Raw genomic sequence first — 20924 nt, 5'->3', positions numbered from 1 at the left:
GGTCAGTTTTCTCGTGGTTACAGGGGTTTGTTAGCGGCTGGTATACTCGGCGCCATTTTTAGCCATGCTGTGTGAGAACCGATGGAACGCTTTATTGAAAATGCTATGTACGCCTCGCGTTGGCTGTTGGCGCCGATCTATCTGGGGCTTTCCCTGGGCTTGTTGATCCTGGCGCTGAAGTTCTTCCAGGAAATCATCCACGTGCTGCCTAACATCTTCACCATGTTGGAGTCGGAAGTGATCCTGCTGCTGCTGTCGTTGATCGACATGGCGCTGGTCGGTGGCTTGCTGGTGATGGTGATGATCTCCGGCTACGAGAACTTCGTCTCGCAGCTGGATATCGATGAGGATAAGGAAAAGCTCAACTGGCTGGGCACCATGGACTCCTCGTCACTGAAGATGAAGGTGGCAGCCTCCATCGTGGCGATTTCGTCCATTCACCTGCTGCGCATCTTCATGGACGCCAAGAACGTCGATCCGCAGCATTTGATGTGGTACGTGATCATCCACATGACCTTCGTGATCTCGGCGTTCGCCATGGGTTACCTGGACAAACTCACCAAGCATTGATGCCCGGCGCCGGCCTTACTGCTCTACGAAGTAGTAAGGCTGGCGACCGATCGCCATCTGCTTGATCACGGTGACTTTCTCAGCCAGTTGCTCGGGGCGGTCCAGCAGCGCCATGTTGCCGGGCTTGGAAGTCAGAAAACTACGCAGCTGCGCTTCAGTTTGCAGGATCGGCAAGTAGCCCTGCAGATAGAACACGCTGGCCCCGGCGATGCGCTCGTTAGGCTGGAACAGCACCACCTCCTTGCCTTCGGTTTGATAAGCCTTGGCCTGACTGATCACCGGTACGAAGGACTCGCGCAAGTCGGCTTTTGGTGCAAACCAGAAGGCGGCAGTCATGTAACTGACGATCAACAGCGTGAACACACCGCTGATCACGCCGCGGTGATAACGGTACAGCCCCGGTTTACGCGCTTTGAGCCACTCCAGCAGCACCCCTGCATATTCCGCGGCAAGGACGGCAGCTGCCGGTGTCAGTGCCATCAGGTAAACCACGCGCTTGCTGGACGCCAGGGTCAGCAGGGTGAACTGCGCCACCAGCCACACGCTGAAAAACAGGCGGTAGCGGTTACGCACCAGGCTTTTGCGAAAGTGCCACAGGCCCAGGTACACCAGAATGTTCCAGGGCAGGAAGGCCTCGGGCAGTTTTGCAAGGTAGTAATAGAACGGCTCGTAGTGCCCGGCCTCGACAAACGAGCCACTGAAGCGCCCGACGCTGTTGGTCCACAACACCTCGGCCACGGCCTGCAGGCCGCCACGCTGAAACAGAAACCCCAGCCAGATCAGCAGCGGCACCAGCGCCAGCAGCGTGAACAGCCCAGGCTTGAGCCAGTCGCCGATGCGCAGGCGCTTGTCCATTACGCTGGTGCTGAGCAGGTACACAAAAATCACAATGCCCGGCATCGCCAGGCCAAGTACACCTTTGCTCAACGTCGCGATCGCCATCCCGACGGTAAACAACGCCCACGCCCACACACTGGAGCCTTGACGGTCGGGCCGCACGGCCTGGTAGAAGGCCAGCAACGCAGTGGTCACACCGAGGCTGAGCAATGAATCCTCACCCACGCCGCGCACATTGCCCCAATAGCTGGCCATGGTCGCGAGGATCAGCGCCGCGCAGAACGCCAGGGTCTGTGGCCGCCCGAACTTGCGCAGCATTGCGTAAAACAACATCACGCTGAACAGCCCGGCAAACGCTGACGCCAGGCGTACCGCCCAGGTTGTGCCACCGAACAGGCGAATCGCTCCGGCATCCAACCAAAGGCTCAGCGGTGGTTTTTCCAGGAACGGCTCACGAAACAGGCGTGGGATAACCCAGTCATTGTCCAAGTGCATGGCCATGGCGATCCCGGCGACGCGGGCTTCGGTGGAGCCTTGCAGCTCATGGCTGCCAAGGGCGAAGAAGAACAACACCGCAACGAGAAGGAGCAGCAGCGAAACGGGACGCGTCATAGGTTCTAGCTACCGGGGCAAGGGGCCGTTCGGGGGAACGGCCGTGGCGATCGGCTAGTATAGGTAACGGATTCTTAATATTTCGTGAATGAATGTGCGGTTTTTGTAAGGCTCACAGGGCCCGATATTCATGGCTGTTTCAAGCTAGGCAGCGCCGCTTTGCCTTGCGCGGTCAGCACCGGTTCCAATTGCGCCCACGTGAAGCTCAACTCGTTGTCGCAGCCGTCGCCCGTGGCGGGCGTGGAGAGTTGCAGGCCTTGGGTGTTGAAGCTCAGGTCGAAGGTGGAGTAGCTGGTCACCGCCGGGCAGCCTTCGTCGGTGGTGGTTTGCTTGGCGAGCCAGTCGCTGAATGGGGTGGGCAACTTCACTTGGCCGGAGTAGGCGTCGTACCATTCCTGCTGCCCGCCGAGCCAGGTCCACGGGTCTACGCTGTCGCCGGTTTGCAGGTTCCAACTGTGCAGGCCCCAACTGATGCCGCCGCGCCCATAGCCTGCCGTCCAGCGATAGAACCGCACCGTGATCCACTGCGAGGACCAGTAAAACGGCTCCACCGTGATCTCACTGGTGGTCGTGCCGCCGCTCTGGTCCAGTGCATTGCGCCGCTCACGATAGAAGTCGGCCTGGCCGTCCGGGCTGACCGCCAGCCGCGCGAGGTCACGGTTGATCTTCTCGATAGTCGGCCCTTCGCCTTCCAGCTTGAAGGTGACCTGCCCACCCTGGGTGTGCACTTGGTAGGCGTGCTCGCGGAAAGCCTTCTTCTCGACCGTTACCTTCGGCGGCACTGCCTCGAGTGGCGTGTTATAGGTGTCGCTGGCGCAGCTTTCGGTATCCGCCCGCTTGAGCAGCACCGCCAGGCCTTTGCCTCCCGGGGCTTTGCTCCAGGTTCCCGTCAGCGTGTCACCTTGCGGCTCATCCAGCTGCCAGAAACCCGTGTTGCCTTCTTCGGCCCACGGTTCACTGGCGTTGGCTTGGGTCAGTTGGATGGGAGTGAGGATGCGCTGGTAGTAGTAACTGCCGTTGGCGCCATGGGCACCATTAAAACACGCGGTAATGGCGGATTTACCCAACGTGCCTTTCCACACACCTGCCAGGTCGGCAGCGTGGGTGAGCAAGGGCGCGCAGGCGAGGGCGATGACAGCGAAGGGCTTGAACACGGGTATCGGACTTCCGGTTGTCTGATAAAGGCGGTCAGGGTAATGGGAAGTGTGAGGGGATTCCAGCGGGCGAGGCCTGTGAGGTGTCTCGCCCGGCTAATCGAAACAGGGTAGCAACTGTACGCGGGTTAGCAGACCAGGAATCAACAAACCCAGCGCACCCGAAGCTGCCCTCACACACTGCCATAACGTAGTCCAGCAGATGCTGAACGGATGGTGGCGTTGCAGGCCTTGATATGAGCCGAGCGGCTAAACCCGGTCGCTGATTTTGCAGCGATGAGAGGAGGTTAGTCATGTAGGTTGCGTGGGAACAGTGCACCAATGGCGCGACATCTTGAAGCAACAATCCGAAGGCCCGCTGGCTGGGCTTTCCATCCTCCAGAAACAACAAAACCCGCACTAGGCGGGTTTTGTTGATGCTTCGAATTGGTGGAGCCGGGGGGATTTGAACCCCCGTCCGCCAGTACTCCGCTGTCGGTACTACATGCGTAGCCGTTTCTATTAAGTTAACCCTCAGCGACCCGAAGGGCAGGGTGCTTTGGGCGAGTTGTGTAAGTTTTAGCCGCTTCGTCCACAACGTACTGCACGGCGATTCTGTTCTATATGACAATCACTTTGGGTTTACAGACATCCCCTGGTGATTGCTGGACCCGAAGGTACCAGAAGCTCAGGGCTAAGGCTGCTTACGCAGCGAGAGCGAATTCCTGGCCGTAGTTTTCGTCATTGGCAACTATAAGAAGTTGCAACAGTGGATTTACGAGTTCTGTTACCAACTCGGCATGCACCTAAAGTTTCGCGACCGGCGTCGAATCCTAAACGGCCCCGTGCTTGTAACTCGTTGTTTCATAGTGAGTGACAAGCCTGTGCAGTGTACGCCAAACCGTCACGGAAGGCCAACCCGAAGGTTGGCTGCGACCGAGTGAGGCGCTTATTGACCGCCTTTTTCGCTGTTCTGCAGATCCTGCAGTGCTTTGGACGTGATCTCGATGCACTTCTTGTCATCACCGGCTGCGTGGGCTGCCTTGGCTTGGGAGACGGCGGTGTCGATTTCGCCGCTTTTGCCGCTGGTGTCGGTGGCTAGCAATGCTTTGCCGTTGTTGATTTTGTCCAGATTGATTCTGCACAGGTCAGTCTCACCTGCAGCGAAAACAGGGGAGGCCATCATCGCAGCGGTAACGAACAAACCAGCAAGAGCGGAACGCTTCATAGGGTATCTCCTTGCGAAAAAGGGCTCGACGCTGCTGGCGTTCAAGGCCTGCCGGCAGCATCACTGATGAGCCTCGTTCGCCGAGGCCTATGCAGATGACTACGCCGGCGCGCAGGGGTTCTGTTTTTTTGCAGGTTTAATGTGCGCGGGCCTGGGTGACCCGGTCCACGAGATACACCAAGCCGTGGTAATCGATGCCGCCATGCTGGGTCAATCCTATTTCGCAGGTACGGCTGGTGGAGATGCCTTCGCTGCAATATTGCACCGCGTCCTTGAGCGATCGCAGTGAGTGGGCATTGAGTTCCGGCGTGGTGAAGCCTTTGTCGCCGGCAAATCCGCAGCAGTGGATGCCTTCCGGGATTACCACGGTTTTGGCGCAGCGCCGCGCGAGTTCAATCAATGCCTGGCTCTCGCCCAGGTGTTGAGTGCTACAGGTGACGTGTACCGCAATGGGGGCGTCCTGAGGCGTGAAGTCGAGGCGGTCCATCAAGTGAGTGCGGATAAAGCGCACCGGGTCGTAGAGGTCCAGGCGCGTTTCGCCGAGGTCTTGTACCAGTCGCAGGGTGCAGGGGCTGGTGTCGCAGTAGATCGGGTCGAGGCCGCCACGACTGGCGTGGAGCAGGGCACCGATCAGTTCCTGACGCTTGTGCTCGGCCTGTTCGGCGTAGCCCTTGGAGGCGAAGGGCTGGCCGCAGCACAGGTTGTCCTGGTTGTCGGGGAAGACCACTTGGTAACCGGCTTTTTCCAGCAGGCCACGGGTTTTGTCGTACAGCGACATCTGCTCTTTATCACCTGCTGCCGGGCCCATGGCGCGTGAGACACAGGCCGCCAGGTAGACCACGCGCGGGCGCGTGTCCGTCACCGCCGGGCTGAAGCGAATGGCTTTTTCCGGCTGCGGCATGGCGTTGCTCCACTGCGGGATTTGCCCTTTGGAGAGCTGAGTCAGTGTGGCTGACAGCTTGGCCAGGCGCGGCGCGCCCAAGAGCATCCGTGCACCGTTGGCGACGTGCAGGGTGAAGCGCGCACCTTGCATCGCCGTGGCGAAATGGCTGGCGAGCCAATCGGCTGTTTTCGTATGGCCAGCATCGCGTGCGCGAAGCTTTTTCACCAGGTCGCCGGTATTGATGCCTACGGGGCAGCGTTGGGCGCATAACCCGGTGGCGGCGCAGGTATCGATGCCTTGGTAGTGATAGGCCGCTTCCAGTTCGGTGGTATCGACGCCCGCACGTTTCTTCGCCTGGATGTCGCGCCAGATCACAATGCGCTGGCGTGGGCTCAAGGTCAGGCCTTTCGATGGGCACACCGGCTCGCAGAAGCCACATTCGATGCACTTATCCACAAGCTCGTCGGCGGCGGGCAGGGGTTTGAGGTGCTTGAGGTGGATTTGCGGGTCTTCGCTGAGCACCACGTCGGGGTTGAGAATGCCGTTGGGGTCGAGCAGGCGTTTGAGCTGCCACATCAACTGATACGCATCGCTGCCCCACTCCAGCTCAACGAACGGCGCCATGTTGCGGCCGGTGCCGTGTTCGGCTTTCAGCGAGCCGCCAAACTCCACGGCTACCAGTTGTGCGACGTCGTCCATGAACGCTTGATAGCGTGCGACTTCTTCGCTGCTATTGAAGCCTTGGGTGAACACAAAGTGCAGATTGCCTTCCAGGGCATGTCCGAAAAGGATGGCTTCATCGTAGTGATGTTTGTCGAACAGCGCGATCAAGCGGTTCACGCCGATGGCCAGTTGTTCGACCGGGAAGGTCACGTCTTCGATGATCACCGTGGTGCCGGTTTTACGCACCGCGCCAACGGCCGGGAAGGTGTCTTTGCGGATAGCCCACAGGCGAGCGTTTTCTACGGGGTCTTCGGTGAAGTCGACCTGCTTTTCCACAGGGAATGCGGCCAGGGACGCCATGATCAGTGCCAGTTGCTCATGCAGCAATGCCGGCGAAGCGGCGCGGGATTCAATCAGCAGTGCGCAGGCATTTTCCGATAGCTGCTGTACGAAAGCCGGCATGCCCGGTTTGTCCTGTACCGAGCGCATGCTGCGCCGGTCCAGCAACTCGACGGCCGACACCGGTTGCGTCTTGAGCACCGTCACCGCGTTGCAGCAGGTCTCGACGTCCGGGAACACAATCAGCGCCGATGCTTTGTTCGGGTGATCAATGACGGTGTCGTATGTCACTGCGCTGATAAAGCCCAGGGTGCCTTCGGAACCCACCAGCAGATGGCTGAGGATATCCAATGGCTCATCGAAATCCACCAGTGCATTGAGTGACAGGCCGGTGGTGTTTTTCAGACGGTACTTGTGGCGGATTTTTGCAGCCAGTTCAGCGTTTGCCCGCGTCTCGCGACCCAGTTTCGCCAGGCGCTCCAGCAGTGCGCCGTGCTGTTCGCGAAATGCAGCGACGCTGGCTGCATCTTCGGTATCCAGACGGCTGCCGTCCGCCAGTACCAAGCGGATACCTGCCAGGGTGTGATAGGTGTTTTGCGCGGTGCCGCAGCACATACCGCTGGCATTGTTGGCGACAATGCCGCCAATTTTGCAGGCGTTGATCGACGCCGGGTCCGGCCCGATCTTGCGCCCGAACGGTGCCAGCCAGGCATTGGCTTGTGCGCCGATCACGCCGGGTTGCAGGCGGATCTGCGTGCCTTGCGCGCGAATCTCGCGGCCGTTCCAATTGTCACCCAGTACGATCAGCACCGAATCGCTGATGGCTTGGCCGGACAAGCTGGTGCCCGCAGCGCGGAAGGTCACGGGGACACGGTCACGCTGGGCGAGTTGCAGCAGCGCCACCACTTCCTCTTCCGATTCCACGCGAATCACCAGCTGTGGGATCAGTCGGTAAAAACTGGCGTCGGTGCCGAAGGCGAGCGTGGAAAGTGGATCGTCGAAGCGGCGATCTTTTGGGATCAGTTGTGCGGCGTCGCTCAGAAAAGCAGCAGGCAGGCTCATCGGTCCTCCAGAAATAGCAGACGCCGGAACCGTGTTCCGGCGTCGATTCTTACCCTATTGCGTGCAGGTCTCAGTGCACCAGCATACCGGTGAACCAGTAGGCCTGCGCCAGGGTGATCAGCCCGACGATGGTGGCGAAAAACAGGCTGTGCTTGAGGGTAAAGCGGAACAGGTCGGATTCCTTACCTACCAGGCCGGTCGCGGCGCACGCCACGGCGATCGATTGCGGCGAGATCATTTTGCCGGTCACGCCGCCGCTGGTATTGGCGGCGACCAGCAGCACGTCATTAACGCCAATCTGGTGGGCGGTGGTGGCTTGCAGCGAGCTGAACAGGGCGTTGGACGACGTGTCGGAGCCTGTCAGGAAAACCCCCAGCCAGCCGAGGAATGGCGAGAAGAATGGGAAGGCTGCACCCGTGCCGGCCAGCACAAGTGCCATGGTCGAGGACATGCCCGAGTAATTAGTGACGAAGGCGAAAGCCAGCACCATGCCGATGGACAGGATGGGCCAGCGCAATTCGTAGAAGGTTTCTTTTAAAGTGGTCAGACCAGTTTTTACGTCGATCTTGAGCACCAGCATCGAGATCAGCGCGGAGAAGAAAATCGCGGTGCCCGTTGCAGAGATCGGGTCCAGCTTGAATACCGCCGGAATCGCCGTCGGGTTGGCGACAATCGGGGCGACCTTGATGACCAATTGATCCAGGTGCGGGATCGCGAAGTTGAAGACCCAGCTGTACATCGAGCCGCCCGCAGCGAACATCGCTTTGAAGGGCTTGAGGGTCCAGAGGGTGACCAGTACGGTCAGGATCAGGAACGGCGACCACGCCTTGAATATTTGCCCCAGGCTGTAGGGCGAAGCGATGGTTTGACGCGGCTGGCCGAAACCGCCGACGCTGGCGGTGGCCGTAGCGCTGCCGGTGGCGCCAGCAATCTGTGCGCCGGCGGCGCGCTTGGGTTGCCAGACTTTCAAAAACAGGGTCAGGGCTACCAGGCTGACGAGTGCCGAGGTGATGTCCGGCAGTTCCGGGCCGATGAAGTTGGACGTGAAATATTGGGTGACGGCAAAGCTCAAGCCTGCCACCAAAGCCGCCGGCCAGGTTTCGCGAACGCCGCGCAGGCCGTCCATCATGAACACCAGCCAGAACGGTACAAACAGCGACAGCAGAGGCAGTTGGCGGCCGGCCATGGCGCCGATTTTGAAGGAATCAATACCGGTCACTTGCCCTGCGACGATGATTGGAATGCCCAAGGCGCCAAAGGCGACCGGCGCGGTGTTGGCGATCAGGCACAAGCCGGCGGCATACAGCGGGTTGAAGCCCAGGCCGACCAGCAGTGCGGCAGTAATCGCCACGGGGGCGCCGAAACCGGCCGCACCTTCAAGGAAGGCGCCAAAGCAGAAACCGATCAGCAGCACCTGAAGGCGCTGGTCGTCGGTGATCGACAGGACCGAGCTGCGGATGATTTCAAACTGGCCGCTCTTCACGGTCAGTTTGTAGAGGAAAACCGCGGCGACGATGATCCATGCGATCGGCCACAGGCCGTAGGCAAAACCATAACCGGCGGCGGCCAGCGCCATGTCGACCGGCATCTTGAAGGCGAAGATTGCCACCAGGATCGACAATGCCAGGGTAATGCTCCCGGCGACGTGGCCTTTGAGGCGAAACACGGCCAGGGCGAGGAAGAAGAATACGATCGGAATAACGGCGGCCAGTGCGGACAGGCCGAGGCTGCCGAGCGGGCTGTAGAGCTGTTGCCAGGTTTGCATATGGGGTGGCCCCTAATTGTTGTTGGTCAGGCACTGTTTAGTCAGCTTGGATAATTGGTAAGACCAATTTACAGCCGCTGTTGGCTAGAGTAAAAGTGTTGGCGTGGCTGTGTCAATTTGCCGCTGACGAAACTTTGGTCGTAGCGACGTGGCCGGGGTGGTCTGCTCGGGTTTATCGAAGGCGTTCTGATAGGTGCCGCAAGCGCGGCGATAGGCCAGAATAGAGGCCCCGGCGAGTGGTCGGGATTGTGGAGAATGAGTTATGGGGTTTGATCAGGTGCGTCAGCGCCGTTTGTCTGACGATATTGTCGAGCAGCTTGAGGGCATGATCCTCGAGGGCACGCTGAAGTCGGGCGAGCGCTTGCCGGCCGAGCGCGCTTTGGCTGAGCAGTTTGGCGTGTCGCGCCCGTCGTTGCGTGAGGCGATTCAGAAGCTGGCGGCCAAGGGGTTGTTGGTCAGTCGTCAGGGCGGCGGTAATTATGTAGCGGACTCTCTGGGGTCCACTTTCAGTGATCCGCTGCTGCACCTGCTGGAAAATAACCCGGAGGCTCAGCGTGATCTGCTCGAATTTCGGCAAACCCTCGAAGCGTCCTGTGCCTATTACGCGGCGTTGCGGGCTACCGAAGTCGACCGCGAGCGGCTGACGTCGGCTTTTGAAGCGTTACAGGATTGCTATACGCGTGTTGATGAGGTCAGCCGAGTGGAGGAGGGCGCGGCGGATGCGCGGTTTCACTTGGCCATCGCTGAGGCCAGTCATAACGCGGTGCTGCTGCACACCATTCGCGGGCTGTTTGATCTGCTCAAGCGTAACGTGGTGACCAACATCGGCGGCATGTACCAGCAGCGTACGGAGACCCGTGACATGCTGATCAGTCAGCATCGGGATTTGTACCTGGCAATTATCGAGGGGCGTGCCGAGCAGGCGCGGGAAGTCTCAACACGTCACCTGTTGTACGTGCAGGAAGTGTTGGAAGAGGTGCGTCAGGAAGTTCAGCGGGTGGCTCGGGCGGAGCGACGTAAAGGCATGTAGCCCGGGGTGAATCACCCAAGGCTACAGTGTCACAAGGATTACTCTTCCTTGCCCTTGTTGCGCACGGCGCGGTGCAACTCACGGTTGGAGTCGCGTTCGCGCTCAGTGTCGCGCTTGTCGTATTCCTTCTTGCCCTTGCCGAGCGCGATCTCGCACTTGACCAGGTGCTTGCTCCAGTACCAGGACAGGCAGATGCAGGCATAGCCTTTCTGCTGTACGGCGGCAGCGAGTTTTTCCAGTTCGCGGGCGTTGAGCAATAGCTTGCGCGTGCGCACCGGGTCGGCGATTACGTGGGTGCTCGCGGTCGTCAGCGGGGTGATATGGCTGCCCAGCAGCCATGCCTCGCCATCCTTGAGCAATACGTAGCTGTCGACCAGTTGCAGCTTGCTGGCACGCAGACTCTTTACTTCCCAGCCGGCCAGGACCAGACCAGCCTCGAACCGATGTTCGATGAAGTAATCGTGTCGCGCCTTTTTATTTTGCGCGATGGTCCCTGTAGGGTGTTTCTTTTGTTTAGCCATAGGGGCGGCATTATAGGGAGTTGCGAGCGTGTCGGCTACGGTCAACCTGCGTGCTTGAGCGTGTTGGACGAATCCCGGACAATACGGGCAGTTCTTAGGTTTTTTTCTCTCGCGGATCGGGCTGTTTTTTCGCGATGTTTGCTTCAGCAGTGGAAATAACGCTCACATGACGACGCACATTCAACGTTCGGCCTTACTGCCTTATCCGGCGCAGGCGCTCTATGACCTGGTCAACGACGTTGCGCGTTACCCGGAATTCCTGCCTTGGTGCTCCACCGCCGAGGTGCTGGAAAACAGTGATGAGCACATGGTTGCCAGTGTTGGGGTGGCCAAGGGCGGTCTTAGCCAGCATTTTGTTACGCGCAATGTGTTGGTGCCTGGGAAATCCATTGAAATGAATCTGCAGGAAGGGCCATTCACCCAGTTGCACGGGGTGTGGGTGTTCAAGGCGCTGACCGATAAGGCCTGCAAGATCAGCCTCGACCTGTCATTTGATTATGCGGGCCCAATTGTGCGCGCCACATTGGGGCCATTGTTCAACCAGGCGGCCAACACGCTGGTGGATGCATTCTGCCAGCGGGCCAAGGAACTGCATGGTTGAGATTGAAGTGGTGTATGCCGCCGAGGATCGCCAGGTCTTGTTGGCGGTGACGGTGCCTGCGGGCACCAGCCTGAGGGCGGCGGTGCAGGCATCGGGAATTGCAGCGCAATTTCCGGGGTTGGTGGTGGCTGATTGTCCTTTGGGGATTTTTGGCAAGGTGGTTGCGGACGCGGATGCGCAAGCTGTGCAGCCGGGTGATCGCATTGAGATTTACCGGCCGTTGCTGGCAGACCCCAAGGAAGTGCGCAGGCTGCGCGCGGCGAAGGCCGCGATGGCCAGGCAACAAAGTTCGTAACGCTGCCAATCGACAGGCCACAAAAAAGCCCGGCATGCCGGGCTTTTTGTTGTGCGCCGCAAAATTATTGCGGGGCGGTGTCCAGAGGCTGTGGCGTCGGGACCGGAACGGTTTGCACGCCGTCCACGTCCTTCTGGATCTGATCCAGCAAGGAACCTGGCTTGGCCGGCACCTCGGATTTCGGCTTCTCTGCTTCCTGCGCGGGCGCAGTCACATTGGTGCCGTTGCCCTTGCCCAGCAAGGCTTCATCACGGCTTACGCCGGGCATGAAGTCACCGGACAGGCTGACAAGCTGGTCATTGCCATTGAAAATGACACTGACGCGTTCCTGCTGGCGCTCACCGCCACCTGGCTGGATGCTGTAGAGATAATCCCAGCGATCGGCATGAAAAGTGTCGGTCAGCAGGGGGTTGCCCATGATAAACCGTACTTGCCGTCGGGTCATTCCCGGACGTAACTGGTCTATCATGTCCTGCGTGACGACATTGCCCTGCTGGATGTCGATTTTGTAAACCCCGGGGAATGAACAACCGGCGAGTGCGAGCAGTCCCACAAGGGCGAAACTGGTTAGCAAGAGCTTGGTGTTTTGCATCGGTGGGCGACTTCCACTATCTTGGCTGGGACAACGTAAACGCCGATCATACCCGTATTAAGAGAAGCTGCGAAGCAGCATCCGCGAGAAAGCTAACCATGGTTGAAAATAGCGAACTACGCAAAGCCGGTCTTAAAGTGACTCTGCCACGAGTCAAGATTCTACAAATGCTCGATTCTGCTGAGCAGCGCCACATGAGTGCCGAAGATGTTTACAAGGCGCTGATGGAGTCTAACGAGGACGTTGGCCTGGCCACGGTTTACCGTGTGCTGACCCAGTTTGAAGCCGCAGGGCTGGTGGTTCGTCATAATTTCGACGGCGGTCATGCGGTGTTCGAATTGGCTGACGGCGGTCATCACGACCACATGGTTGACCTGGATACCAATGAGGTTATCGAGTTCACCAGTCCGGAAATCGAGAAGCTCCAGCACACCATCGCTGAGCAGCATGGGTTCGATTTGGTGGACCATAATCTGGTGCTGTACATCCGTAAGAAAAAGTAAAAATCGACGCAGATTTGTTCTGCGAAACGATAGAAGGCGACCCTGGGGTCGCCTTCGTGCTTTCTATAAGAGAGAAAAACTGCGAAAAAAGCCCGGCTCAGGCCTTGCTAGCCACGACCATTTTTTTCGCGTGGGCCAGGGACTCCTTGGTCAGGTCGATACCGCCCAGCATTCGCGCCACTTCTTCTACGCGTTCCGACTTGTTCAGCTTGGACACCGCCGTGTGCGTCGCATCGCTGCCTCTTACTTTATGCACAAACAAATGCTGATGCCCTTGCGCAGCCACTTGCGGCAAGTGCGTCACCGTGAGTACCTGGCCGCGATCCCCTAGTCGGCGCAACAATTGGCCAACAATCTCCGCGGTCGGCCCGCCAATACCAACGTCCACTTCATCGAATACCAATGTGGGTACTCGTGATGTCTGGGCGGTAATCACCTGGATGGCCAGGCTGATCCGTGACAGTTCGCCACCGGACGCCACTTTCGCCAGTGCCTTGAGCGGCTGCCCAGGGTTGGCACTCACCAGCAGTTCCACCTGCTCCAGGCCGTGAGGTTGCAGCTCATTGCTGGTGTTGGTGTGCAGTTCGATGGTAAAGCGCCCGCCAGGCATGCCAAGGCGCTGAATTTCCTGCTCCACGGCGCTGGCCAGGCTTGTGGCTGCTTGCCGGCGCAGGTCGCTCAGCTCGCGGGCTTTCTCTTGGTAATGTCGGGCGAAAGAGGCGAGTTCGTCGCCCAGTCGCTCAATGGATTCATCGTTGGCGTTAAGGGTTTCAATTTCATCCAGCAACTTTTGCTGCATCGTCGCCACTTCGGTCGGCTGAATGCGATGTTTGCGTGCCAGGGTGTAGATGGTATCCAGGCGCTCCTCTATTTCCTGCAAGCGGGCTGGGTCGGCATCGAAGTGGTCGAGAAAGCGATTGAGCTCTCCCACGGCTTCTTCAACCTGGATCTGTGCGCTGGTCAGTAACGTGGTGGCTTCGTTCAGCGAGCCGGACGCATTGTTCACGCTGGACAGGCGATTGAGGCTGGCGGTCAGTGCATTGAGTACGTTGCCGGAATCGCTTTCGCTGCATTGCTCCACCACTTGCCGGCAGATACCCAGCAGGGTTTCGGCGTTGGTCAGGTTCTTGTGTTCCTGTTCCAGCTGTTCCAGCTCGGTTTCGCCCAGGCCCAGGCTTTCGAGCTCTTCGAGCTGATAGCTGAGCAACTGGTGGCGAGCGCGTTGCTCGTCGCCGGAGTTGGACAGTCGCTCCAGCTCCTGGCGCGTCTGTCTCCAGCGCTGGGCGGCAAGTTGTACTTGTCGGGCCAGATCGGTGGCGCCTGCGTATTCGTCGAGCAGGCGGCGATGGGTGTCGGTTTTCAGCAGGGATTGGTGTTCATGCTGGCTATGGATATCGATCAGCAGCTCGCCCAGGGCTTTCAAGTCGCCAAGGGGGCAGGGCGTGCCATTGATGTAGCCGCGTGAGCGTCCTTCTGCCGTGATGACTCGGCGCAGGATGCAGGGGCCTTCATTATTAAGGTCGCGCTCGGCCAGCCAGGCTTCGGCTTCGGGAATGTCTGCCAGGTCAAAGGTGGCCAGGATATCGGCCTTGTCGGCGCCTGGGCGCACCACGCCGCTATCGGCACGGTCGCCAAGGGTCAGGCCCAGGGCGTCGAGCATGATCGATTTGCCGGCGCCGGTTTCGCCTGTGATTACGCTCATCCCGCGATCCAGTTCGAGATCCAGATGTTCAACGATGGCGTAGTTATGTACGGACAGGTGCACGAGCATGACGGCCGCTCCCAGGCTTTAGGTCTGGTTATTTATACAGTGTTTTGTTTGGGGCTGACAATCCTGTCACTTAGCTCGATTTGCTTGGTCGAGTTAATTTATTAGTGCAATTGGGAATGACGGCCCAGGAATTGATCTGGCTCAACGAAAGACTTTTGGAAACGCCTGAGCCCTTGAACCTGGAAATTGTGGCCCCATATACCGGAACAGAAGCGCGAGTTCAGTTCGCGCAGGATTTTGAAAGGAGAAATCTATGGCTGACGAACAGACGCAGGATACGCAAACTCCAGACGCCAATTCGGCTGCCGGGGATGAACTGGCAACTCGTGTGCAAGTGCTCGAAGAGCAATTGGCCGCTGCGCAGGATCAGTCTTTGCGTGTTGCTGCCGATCTGCAGAACGTCCGCCGCCGCGCCGAGCAGGATGTCGAAAAGGCTCACAAATTCGCGTTGGAAAAATTCGCCAATGACCTGCTGCCGATTATCGACAGCCTGGAGCGTGGCCTTGAGTTGTCCAACCCGGCCGACGAAAACATCCGCCCGATGCGCGAAGGGATCGAGCTTACCCTGAAAATGTTCCAGGACACCCTGAAGCGTTATCAGTTGGAGGCCATCGATCCGCAAGGCGGCGAGCCGTTCAATGCAGAGCATCACCAAGCCATGGCCATGCAGGAAAGCCATGACCTTGAGCCGAACAGCGTATTGAAAGTGTTCCAGAAGGGTTACCAGCTCAACGGTCGCTTGTTGCGCCCGGCAATGGTGGTGGTGAGCAAGGCTCCTGCACCTGTTGCACCTTCTATTGATGAGCAGGCTTGAAATCCGCCGCAAGGCCCCCATTTATAAGTCAAGCGTTTAAGTGCTACCGCAGTTAGCCACCACTGCTGCGGCAACCAAATTCATGTTTCGGGAGAGTAAATCATGGGCAAAATTATCGGTATCGACCTGGGGACTACCAACTCCTGTGTCTCCGTGCTGGAAAACGGCGTTGCTAAAGTTATCGAAAACGCCGAAGGCGCGCGTACCACGCCGTCGATCATTGCTTACGCCAACGACGGTGAAATCCTCGTCGGTCAGTCGGCCAAGCGTCAGGCTGTGACCAATCCGCACAACACCCTGTATGCGGTGAAGCGTCTGATCGGTCGTAAGTTCGACGAAGAAGTCGTACAGAAAGACATCAAGATGGTCCCTTACAAAATCGCTAAGGCTGACAACGGTGACGCCTGGGTTGAAGTAAACGGCCAGAAAATGTCGCCGCCGCAAATCTCGGCTGAAATCTTGAAAAAGATGAAGAAAACCGCCGAAGACTACCTCGGTGAGACAGTGACCGAAGCGGTGATTACCGTTCCGGCCTACTTCAACGACAGCCAGCGTCAGGCGACCAAAGACGCCGGCCGCATCGCGGGTCTGGACGTAAAACGGATCATCAACGAACCGACCGCAGCTGCGCTGGCTTACGGTATGGACAAGGCCAAGGGCGACCACACCGTGATCGTTTACGACCTGGGTGGCGGTACGTTTGACGTCTCCGTGATCGAGATCGCTGAAGTTGACGGCGAGCACCAGTTTGAAGTGTTGGCCACCAACGGCGACACCTTCCTGGGTGGTGAAGACTTTGACATTCGTCTGATCGACTACCTCGTTGACGAATTCAAGAAAGAAAGCGGCATGAACCTCAAGGGTGACCCGCTGGCGATGCAGCGCCTGAAAGAAGCCGCCGAGAAAGCCAAGATCGAGCTGTCTTCCGCTCAGTCGACCGACGTTAACCTGCCGTACATCACTGCAGACGCTACCGGTCCTAAGCACTTGAACGTGAAAATCTCGCGTTCCAAGCTGGAAGCGCTGGTTGAAGACCTGGTTCAACGCACCATCGAGCCTTGCCGCATCGCGCTGAAAGACTCGGGCATCGACGTTGGCTCGATCAACGACGTGATCCTGGTCGGCGGTCAGACCCGTATGCCGCTGGTTCAGAAACTGGTCACCGAGTTCTTCGGTAAAGAAGCACGTAAAGACGTGAACCCGGACGAAGCCGTTGCCATGGGTGCTGCTATCCAGGGTGCGGTACTGGCCGGCGACGTGAAAGACGTGCTGCTGCTGGACGTCAGCCCGCTGACCCTGGGTATCGAAACCATGGGTGGCGTGATGACCGCGCTGATCGAGAAAAACACCACGATTCCTACCAAGAAATCGCAAGTGTTCTCGACTGCCGACGACAACCAGGGCGCTGTGACCATTCACGTGCTGCAAGGTGAGCGTAAACAAGCCGCTCAGAACAAGTCCTTGGGCAAGTTCGACCTGGCTGAGATTCCACCAGCACCACGTGGCGTGCCACAAATTGAAGTGACCTTCGACATCGATGCCAACGGCATTCTGCACGTAGGCGCTAAAGACAAGGCCACCGGCAAAGAGCAGAAGATCACCATCAAGGCCAACTCCGGTCTGTCTGATGAAGAAATTCAACAGATGATTCGTGATGCTGAAACCAATGCTGAAGCTGACAAGAAGTTTGAAGAGCTGGCCGGCGCCCGTAACCAGGGTGACGCACTGGTTCACTCGACGCGCAAAATGATCGCTGAAGCTGGCGATAAAGTGACCGCCGAAGAGAAAACTGCAATCGAAGCCGCGTTGGTTGCCCTGGAAGCCGCTGTTAAAGGCGACGACAAGGCTGCCATCGAAGCCAAGGTTGAGGAGCTGTCGAAAGTCTCCGCGCCAGTCGCTCAGAAAATGTACGCCGAGCAAGGCCAGCCGGCAGAAGGTGCTGCGCAACACGCAGAGCCTGAAGCCAAGCACGATGACGTTGTCGATGCCGAGTTCGAAGAAGTCAAAGACCACAAGTAAGTTGGTCGCCCGGTTGACCGCTATCAAGCGGTGACTGGTAGGATGTCGCCGCGCGGGAGCTTGCTCCCGCGTTGGCGTGTCTGGGGTATGCGAATTTTTACAACATGCGACAAGGCTCGGATGTTGGCGGTGTGACTGGGAATGCTCCTGCTTTCCGGGCGACAATCACCGCGTTTTTGGCCGGGTCCCTGGCTGAAAGCAGTAATGACCAGGATCGTTGAATTGACGTGAGTTGGGTCCGGGCCTGTATTGGGGCTCAACGAGTTTGGCAAGGCTCAGGAGGGTCTGGCCGAACGTCCTTAAGAGTGCAAAGACTTATGGCAAAGCGTGACTATTACGAAGTATTGGGTGTGGAGCGCGGTTCCAGCGAGGCGGACCTGAAAAAGGCTTACCGTCGCCTGGCGATGAAGCACCACCCGGACCGTAATCCGGATAGCAAAGAATCCGAAGAGATGTTCAAAGAGGCCAACGAGGCCTACGAATGCCTGTCTGATCCCAACAAGCGTGCGGCCTACGACCAGTATGGCCATGCCGGTGTCGACCCAAGCATGGGCGGCGGCGGTGCCGGTTTTGGTGGTCAGAACTTCTCCGATATTTTCGGTGATGTGTTCAGCGACTTCTTTGGTGGCGGCCGTGGCGGCCAGCGTGGCGGTGCCCAGCGTGGCAGCGACTTGCGTTACACCCTGGAGCTGAATCTGGAGGAGGCCGTACGCGGCACCACCGTCAATATCCGTGTGCCGACGCTGGTCAATTGCAAGCCGTGCGACGGTTCGGGTGCCAAGAAAGGCTCCTCGCCTATCACTTGCCCGACCTGCGGCGGTATCGGCCAGGTGCGCATGCAGCAGGGCTTCTTCTCGGTGCAGCAGACCTGCCCGCGTTGCCATGGCCAGGGCAAGATCATTTCTGACCCTTGCGATTCCTGCCACGGCGAAGGCCGTGTCGAAGAGTACAAGACCCTCTCGGTGAAGGTGCCGGCGGGTGTGGACACAGGTGATCGCATTCGTCTGTCGGGCGAGGGTGAGGCGGGTACGCAGGGTGGCCCAACAGGCGACCTGTATGTGGTGATCAATGTGCGCGAGCACTCGATCTTCCAGCGTGATGGCAAGCACCTGTTCTGCGAAGTGCCGATCAGCTTTGTCGACGCTGCATTGGGGGGTGAGCTGGAGATCCCGACGCTTGATGGTCGCGTCAAGCTGAAGATTCCTGAGGGGACGCAGACCGGCAAGCAGTTCCGTATTCGTGGCAAAGGCGTTGCGCCGGTGCGCGGTGGCGGTGCGGGTGACCTGATGTGCCGTGTGGCTGTGGAGACGCCGGTTAATCTGGGTCGTCGTCAGCGTGAATTGCTTGAAGAGTTCCGCAGCTCGTTGGAAGGTGATGACTCCCATTCACCGAAAACCACGGGCTTTTTCGATGGCGTGAAGCGCTTCTTCGGCGACCTGTAAGGAAGTGAATATGCGACGTATAGCCGTAATGGGCGCTGCCGGGCGCATGGGCAAAACGCTGGTTGAGGCGGTGCAGCAGCGCTCGCCGGCTTGCGGGTTGACCGCGGCGATTGTTCGTCCCGGCAGCACGTTGTTGGGGGCGGATGCCGGTGAGCTGGCCTCGCTGGGGCGCATTGGCGTTTCGCTGGCCGGTAATCTGGAGGCGGTGGCTGACGAATTCGACGTGCTCATCGACTTCACTCTGCCAGAGGTCATGCTGAAAAACCTGGCGTTCTGCCGCAAGGCGGGTAAGGCCATGGTGATCGGCACGACCGGGCTGAGTGCCGAGCAGAAGCAGTTGTTGGTGGAGGCGGGCAAGGATATTCCGGTTGTCTTCGCTGCCAACTTCAGTGTCGGTGTGAACCTGTCGCTCAAGCTGCTCGATATGGCCGCTCGTGTGCTGGGTGACGAGGCGGATATCGAGATCATCGAGACGCATCACCGCCACAAGATCGATGCGCCGTCGGGGACCGCGCTGAGCATGGGCGAGGCAATCGCTGATGCGCTGGGGCGTGACCTGTCGAAAGTTGCTGTTTACGGGCGTGAAGGCCATACCGGTGCGCGTGCGCGTGACACCATTGGCTTTGCCACCGTTCGCGGCGGTGATGTGGTCGGTGATCACACCGTGCTGTTTGCTACCGAAGGCGAGCGCTTGGAAATCACCCACAAAGCCTCCAGTCGCATGACGTTTGCCAAGGGCGCCGTACGTGCTGCGCTCTGGTTGGAAGGCCGCGAGCCTGGTCTGTATGACATGCGCGATGTGCTGGATCTGCACTAATCAGTAGCTAAAACGGGGGCTCGGGATTATCCTGAGGCCCCGTTTTTAACCGCTAAGCGACGTCCTGTCGCATTCCCCTGCCTTTAAGGCTCATTAGCGGTGGACCAAAAAAGCCTTTTTCTGTAAGCTACAGCTTTAGTGTGTCCACTAAAAGAGCGCAGAATAATTCAGTGAAGAAGCGGGGTGACGTGTCCATACGCCACTCCGCTTTTTTACAACCTGCGATCGCCCTTTCAGGCTTTATTTACGGGAGGTCTTCTTGACTAAGCCAGCCATACTCGCCCTTGCTGATGGCAGCATTTTTCGCGGCGAAGCCATTGGAGCCGACGGTCAAACCGTTGGAGAGGTGGTGTTTAACACTGCCATGACCGGCTATCAGGAAATCCTTACCGATCCTTCCTACGCCCAACAGATCGTTACCCTGACTTATCCGCACATCGGCAACACCGGTACTACACCGGAAGACGTCGAGTCTGATCGTGTCTGGTCGGCCGGTCTGGTGATTCGTGACCTGCCACTGGTTGCGAGCAACTGGCGTAATACGATGTCGCTGTCCGATTACCTGAAAGCCAACAACGTTGTGGCGATCGCCGGTATCGATACGCGCCGCCTGACACGCATCCTGCGTGAAAAAGGCTCGCAGAACGGCTGCATCATGGTCGGTGACAATATTTCCGAAGCGGCGGCGATTGCCGCAGCCCAAGGTTTCCCCGGCCTGAAAGGCATGGACCTGGCGAAAGTTGTCAGCGTGAAAGAGAAGTACGAGTGGCGCTCCACTGTCTGGGACCTGAAGACCGACAGTCACGCGACCATCGAAGCCTCCGAGCTGCCGTACCACGTTGTGGCTTACGACTACGGCGTCAAGTACAACATCCTGCGCATGTTGGTCGAGCGCGGTTGCCGCGTTACTGTGGTGCCGGCGCAAACCCCGGCCAGCGACGTGCTGGCCATGCAGCCGGACGGTGTGTTCCTGTCCAACGGCCCGGGCGACCCTGAGCCATGCGACTACGCCATCAAGGCAATCAAGGAAGTGCTGGAAACCGAGATTCCGGTGTTCGGCATCTGCCTCGGTCACCAGCTGCTGGCCCTGGCCTCCGGTGCCAAGACCCTCAAAATGGGTCATGGCCACCACGGCGCCAACCACCCTGTGCAAGACCTGGACACTGGCGTTGTAATGATCACCAGCCAGAACCACGGCTTTGCGGTGGATGAAGCGACCTTGCCGGGCAATGTCCGTGCGATTCACAAGTCGCTGTTCGACGGCTCCCTGCAAGGCATCGAGCGCACCGACAAGAGCGCGTTCAGCTTCCAGGGCCACCCTGAAGCAAGCCCGGGCCCGAACGACGTAGCGCCGCTGTTCGACCGTTTCATCAATGAGATGGCCAAGCGACGCTGACTGAGTGGCTTGCGGGCGGCCCCGAATGCCG

At 58.7% G+C, this 20924-nt stretch carries 18 protein-coding genes and 1 other RNA gene; 10 read left to right on the top strand and 9 right to left on the bottom strand.

Annotation, left to right across the window (positions count from 1 at the left end; genetic code table 11):
- The first annotated feature begins 81 nt into the window (after positions 1 to 81).
- A complete protein-coding gene (locus A7D21_RS20115; protein WP_053258095.1) occupies positions 82 to 570 on the top strand; it encodes a TIGR00645 family protein in 489 nt (162 codons plus the stop codon).
- 15 nt (positions 571 to 585) lie between these two features.
- On the opposite strand, the gene A7D21_RS20110 is transcribed toward A7D21_RS20115, so the two are convergent.
- The 6 genes from A7D21_RS20110 to A7D21_RS20085 all read right to left on the bottom strand — a co-directional run bounded on the left by A7D21_RS20110 (position 586) and on the right by A7D21_RS20085 (position 9092).
- A complete protein-coding gene (locus A7D21_RS20110; RefSeq protein WP_069552507.1) occupies positions 586 to 2019 on the bottom strand; it encodes a glycosyltransferase family 39 protein in 1434 nt (477 codons plus the stop codon).
- 128 nt (positions 2020 to 2147) lie between these two features.
- Positions 2148 to 3173, bottom strand: a complete 1026-nt coding sequence (locus A7D21_RS20105) for a hypothetical protein (protein ID WP_069552506.1) — start codon at positions 3171 to 3173, stop codon at positions 2148 to 2150.
- 427 nt (positions 3174 to 3600) lie between these two features.
- Positions 3601 to 3997: a transfer-messenger RNA gene (ssrA, locus tag A7D21_RS20100) on the bottom strand.
- A gap of 104 nt (positions 3998 to 4101) precedes the next feature.
- The gene (locus A7D21_RS20095) at positions 4102 to 4380 is read right to left on the bottom strand and encodes a hypothetical protein (RefSeq protein ID WP_053258092.1); all 279 of its coding nucleotides are present in this window, start codon (positions 4378 to 4380) and stop codon (positions 4102 to 4104) included.
- A gap of 136 nt (positions 4381 to 4516) precedes the next feature.
- Complete coding sequence (locus A7D21_RS20090) at positions 4517 to 7327, bottom strand: FAD-binding and (Fe-S)-binding domain-containing protein (protein WP_069552505.1); 2811 nt, start codon at positions 7325 to 7327, stop codon at positions 4517 to 4519.
- 70 nt (positions 7328 to 7397) lie between these two features.
- Positions 7398 to 9092: a lactate permease LctP family transporter gene (locus tag A7D21_RS20085; protein ID WP_053258090.1), complete on the bottom strand. Its 1695-nt coding sequence runs from the start codon at positions 9090 to 9092 to the stop codon at positions 7398 to 7400.
- Positions 9093 to 9354: 262 nt separating this feature from the next.
- On the opposite strand from A7D21_RS20085, the gene A7D21_RS20080 reads away from it, so the two are divergent.
- Positions 9355 to 10122 (top strand): GntR family transcriptional regulator, encoded by a 768-nt coding sequence (locus A7D21_RS20080; RefSeq protein ID WP_053258089.1) that lies wholly within the window; start codon positions 9355 to 9357, stop codon positions 10120 to 10122.
- 38 nt (positions 10123 to 10160) lie between these two features.
- On the opposite strand, the gene smpB is transcribed toward A7D21_RS20080, so the two are convergent.
- On the bottom strand, positions 10161 to 10643 hold the full coding sequence (gene smpB, locus A7D21_RS20075; RefSeq protein ID WP_003176160.1) for an SsrA-binding protein SmpB: 483 nt from the start codon (positions 10641 to 10643) through the stop codon (positions 10161 to 10163).
- Between the two features lie 166 nt (positions 10644 to 10809).
- On the opposite strand from smpB, the gene A7D21_RS20070 reads away from it, so the two are divergent.
- Positions 10810 to 11244 carry a type II toxin-antitoxin system RatA family toxin gene (locus A7D21_RS20070; protein WP_053258088.1) on the top strand — a complete coding sequence of 145 codons (435 nt, stop codon included), beginning with the start codon at positions 10810 to 10812 and terminating at the stop codon, positions 11242 to 11244.
- Positions 11237 to 11539 carry an RnfH family protein gene (locus tag A7D21_RS20065; protein ID WP_053258087.1) on the top strand — a complete coding sequence of 101 codons (303 nt, stop codon included), beginning with the start codon at positions 11237 to 11239 and terminating at the stop codon, positions 11537 to 11539. Before A7D21_RS20070 ends, A7D21_RS20065 begins: the two co-directional genes overlap by 8 nt.
- A 64-nt stretch (positions 11540 to 11603) precedes the next feature.
- Here the strand turns inward: A7D21_RS20065 and A7D21_RS20060 are convergent, their stop codons facing one another.
- Positions 11604 to 12131 (bottom strand): outer membrane protein assembly factor BamE, encoded by a 528-nt coding sequence (locus tag A7D21_RS20060; RefSeq protein ID WP_069552504.1) that lies wholly within the window; start codon positions 12129 to 12131, stop codon positions 11604 to 11606.
- Positions 12132 to 12229: 98 nt separating this feature from the next.
- Between A7D21_RS20060 and fur the strand changes: the two genes are divergently transcribed.
- On the top strand, positions 12230 to 12634 hold the full coding sequence (fur, locus tag A7D21_RS20055; protein ID WP_053258085.1) for a ferric iron uptake transcriptional regulator: 405 nt from the start codon (positions 12230 to 12232) through the stop codon (positions 12632 to 12634).
- 97 nt (positions 12635 to 12731) lie between these two features.
- Here fur and recN read toward each other — a convergent pair whose 3' ends face one another.
- Positions 12732 to 14405 carry a DNA repair protein RecN gene (recN, locus tag A7D21_RS20050; protein ID WP_069552503.1) on the bottom strand — a complete coding sequence of 558 codons (1674 nt, stop codon included), beginning with the start codon at positions 14403 to 14405 and terminating at the stop codon, positions 12732 to 12734.
- Between the two features lie 253 nt (positions 14406 to 14658).
- Between recN and grpE the strand changes: the two genes are divergently transcribed.
- The 5 genes from grpE (at position 14659) to carA (ending at position 20893) form a co-directional block, all read left to right on the top strand.
- Positions 14659 to 15219, top strand: a complete 561-nt coding sequence (gene grpE / locus A7D21_RS20045; RefSeq protein WP_053258083.1) for a nucleotide exchange factor GrpE — start codon at positions 14659 to 14661, stop codon at positions 15217 to 15219.
- Positions 15220 to 15321: 102 nt separating this feature from the next.
- Positions 15322 to 17238: a molecular chaperone DnaK gene (gene dnaK / locus A7D21_RS20040; protein ID WP_053258082.1), complete on the top strand. Its 1917-nt coding sequence runs from the start codon at positions 15322 to 15324 to the stop codon at positions 17236 to 17238.
- A 317-nt stretch (positions 17239 to 17555) separates the two neighbouring features.
- Positions 17556 to 18680 carry a molecular chaperone DnaJ gene (gene dnaJ / locus A7D21_RS20035; protein ID WP_053258081.1) on the top strand — a complete coding sequence of 375 codons (1125 nt, stop codon included), beginning with the start codon at positions 17556 to 17558 and terminating at the stop codon, positions 18678 to 18680.
- 10 nt (positions 18681 to 18690) lie between these two features.
- The gene (gene dapB, locus A7D21_RS20030) at positions 18691 to 19497 is read left to right on the top strand and encodes a 4-hydroxy-tetrahydrodipicolinate reductase (protein WP_069552502.1); all 807 of its coding nucleotides are present in this window, start codon (positions 18691 to 18693) and stop codon (positions 19495 to 19497) included.
- A 259-nt stretch (positions 19498 to 19756) separates the two neighbouring features.
- Complete coding sequence (gene carA / locus A7D21_RS20025) at positions 19757 to 20893, top strand: glutamine-hydrolyzing carbamoyl-phosphate synthase small subunit (protein WP_069552501.1); 1137 nt, start codon at positions 19757 to 19759, stop codon at positions 20891 to 20893.
- Positions 20894 to 20924: the final 31 nt, after the last annotated feature.

Source organism: Pseudomonas sp. AP19, assembly GCF_001728855.1.
GTDB classification, from domain to species: Bacteria; Pseudomonadota; Gammaproteobacteria; order Pseudomonadales; family Pseudomonadaceae; genus Aquipseudomonas; species Aquipseudomonas fluorescens.
The sequence above is the reverse complement of the archived record's forward strand: the minus strand, read 5'-3'. Positions and strand labels throughout refer to the sequence as shown.

What these genes read in the sequence shown, in the direction of transcription:
- A7D21_RS20115 (WP_053258095.1), top strand. Translation starts at nt 82, where the DNA reads ATGGAACGCTTTATTGAAAATGCTATGTACGCCTCGCGTTGGCTGTTG.
- A7D21_RS20110 (WP_069552507.1), bottom strand. Translation starts at nt 2,019, where the DNA reads ATGACGCGTCCCGTTTCGCTGCTGCTCCTTCTCGTTGCGGTGTTGTTC.
- A7D21_RS20095 (WP_053258092.1), bottom strand. Translation starts at nt 4,380, where the DNA reads ATGAAGCGTTCCGCTCTTGCTGGTTTGTTCGTTACCGCTGCGATGATG.
- A7D21_RS20090 (WP_069552505.1), bottom strand. Translation starts at nt 7,327, where the DNA reads ATGAGCCTGCCTGCTGCTTTTCTGAGCGACGCCGCACAACTGATCCCA.
- A7D21_RS20085 (WP_053258090.1), bottom strand. Translation starts at nt 9,092, where the DNA reads ATGCAAACCTGGCAACAGCTCTACAGCCCGCTCGGCAGCCTCGGCCTG.
- A7D21_RS20080 (WP_053258089.1), top strand. Translation starts at nt 9,355, where the DNA reads ATGGGGTTTGATCAGGTGCGTCAGCGCCGTTTGTCTGACGATATTGTC.
- smpB (WP_003176160.1), bottom strand. Translation starts at nt 10,643, where the DNA reads ATGGCTAAACAAAAGAAACACCCTACAGGGACCATCGCGCAAAATAAA.
- A7D21_RS20070 (WP_053258088.1), top strand. Translation starts at nt 10,810, where the DNA reads ATGACGACGCACATTCAACGTTCGGCCTTACTGCCTTATCCGGCGCAG.
- A7D21_RS20065 (WP_053258087.1), top strand. Translation starts at nt 11,237, where the DNA reads ATGGTTGAGATTGAAGTGGTGTATGCCGCCGAGGATCGCCAGGTCTTG.
- A7D21_RS20060 (WP_069552504.1), bottom strand. Translation starts at nt 12,131, where the DNA reads ATGCAAAACACCAAGCTCTTGCTAACCAGTTTCGCCCTTGTGGGACTG.
- fur (WP_053258085.1), top strand. Translation starts at nt 12,230, where the DNA reads ATGGTTGAAAATAGCGAACTACGCAAAGCCGGTCTTAAAGTGACTCTG.
- recN (WP_069552503.1), bottom strand. Translation starts at nt 14,405, where the DNA reads ATGCTCGTGCACCTGTCCGTACATAACTACGCCATCGTTGAACATCTG.
- grpE (WP_053258083.1), top strand. Translation starts at nt 14,659, where the DNA reads ATGGCTGACGAACAGACGCAGGATACGCAAACTCCAGACGCCAATTCG.
- dnaK (WP_053258082.1), top strand. Translation starts at nt 15,322, where the DNA reads ATGGGCAAAATTATCGGTATCGACCTGGGGACTACCAACTCCTGTGTC.
- dnaJ (WP_053258081.1), top strand. Translation starts at nt 17,556, where the DNA reads ATGGCAAAGCGTGACTATTACGAAGTATTGGGTGTGGAGCGCGGTTCC.
- dapB (WP_069552502.1), top strand. Translation starts at nt 18,691, where the DNA reads ATGCGACGTATAGCCGTAATGGGCGCTGCCGGGCGCATGGGCAAAACG.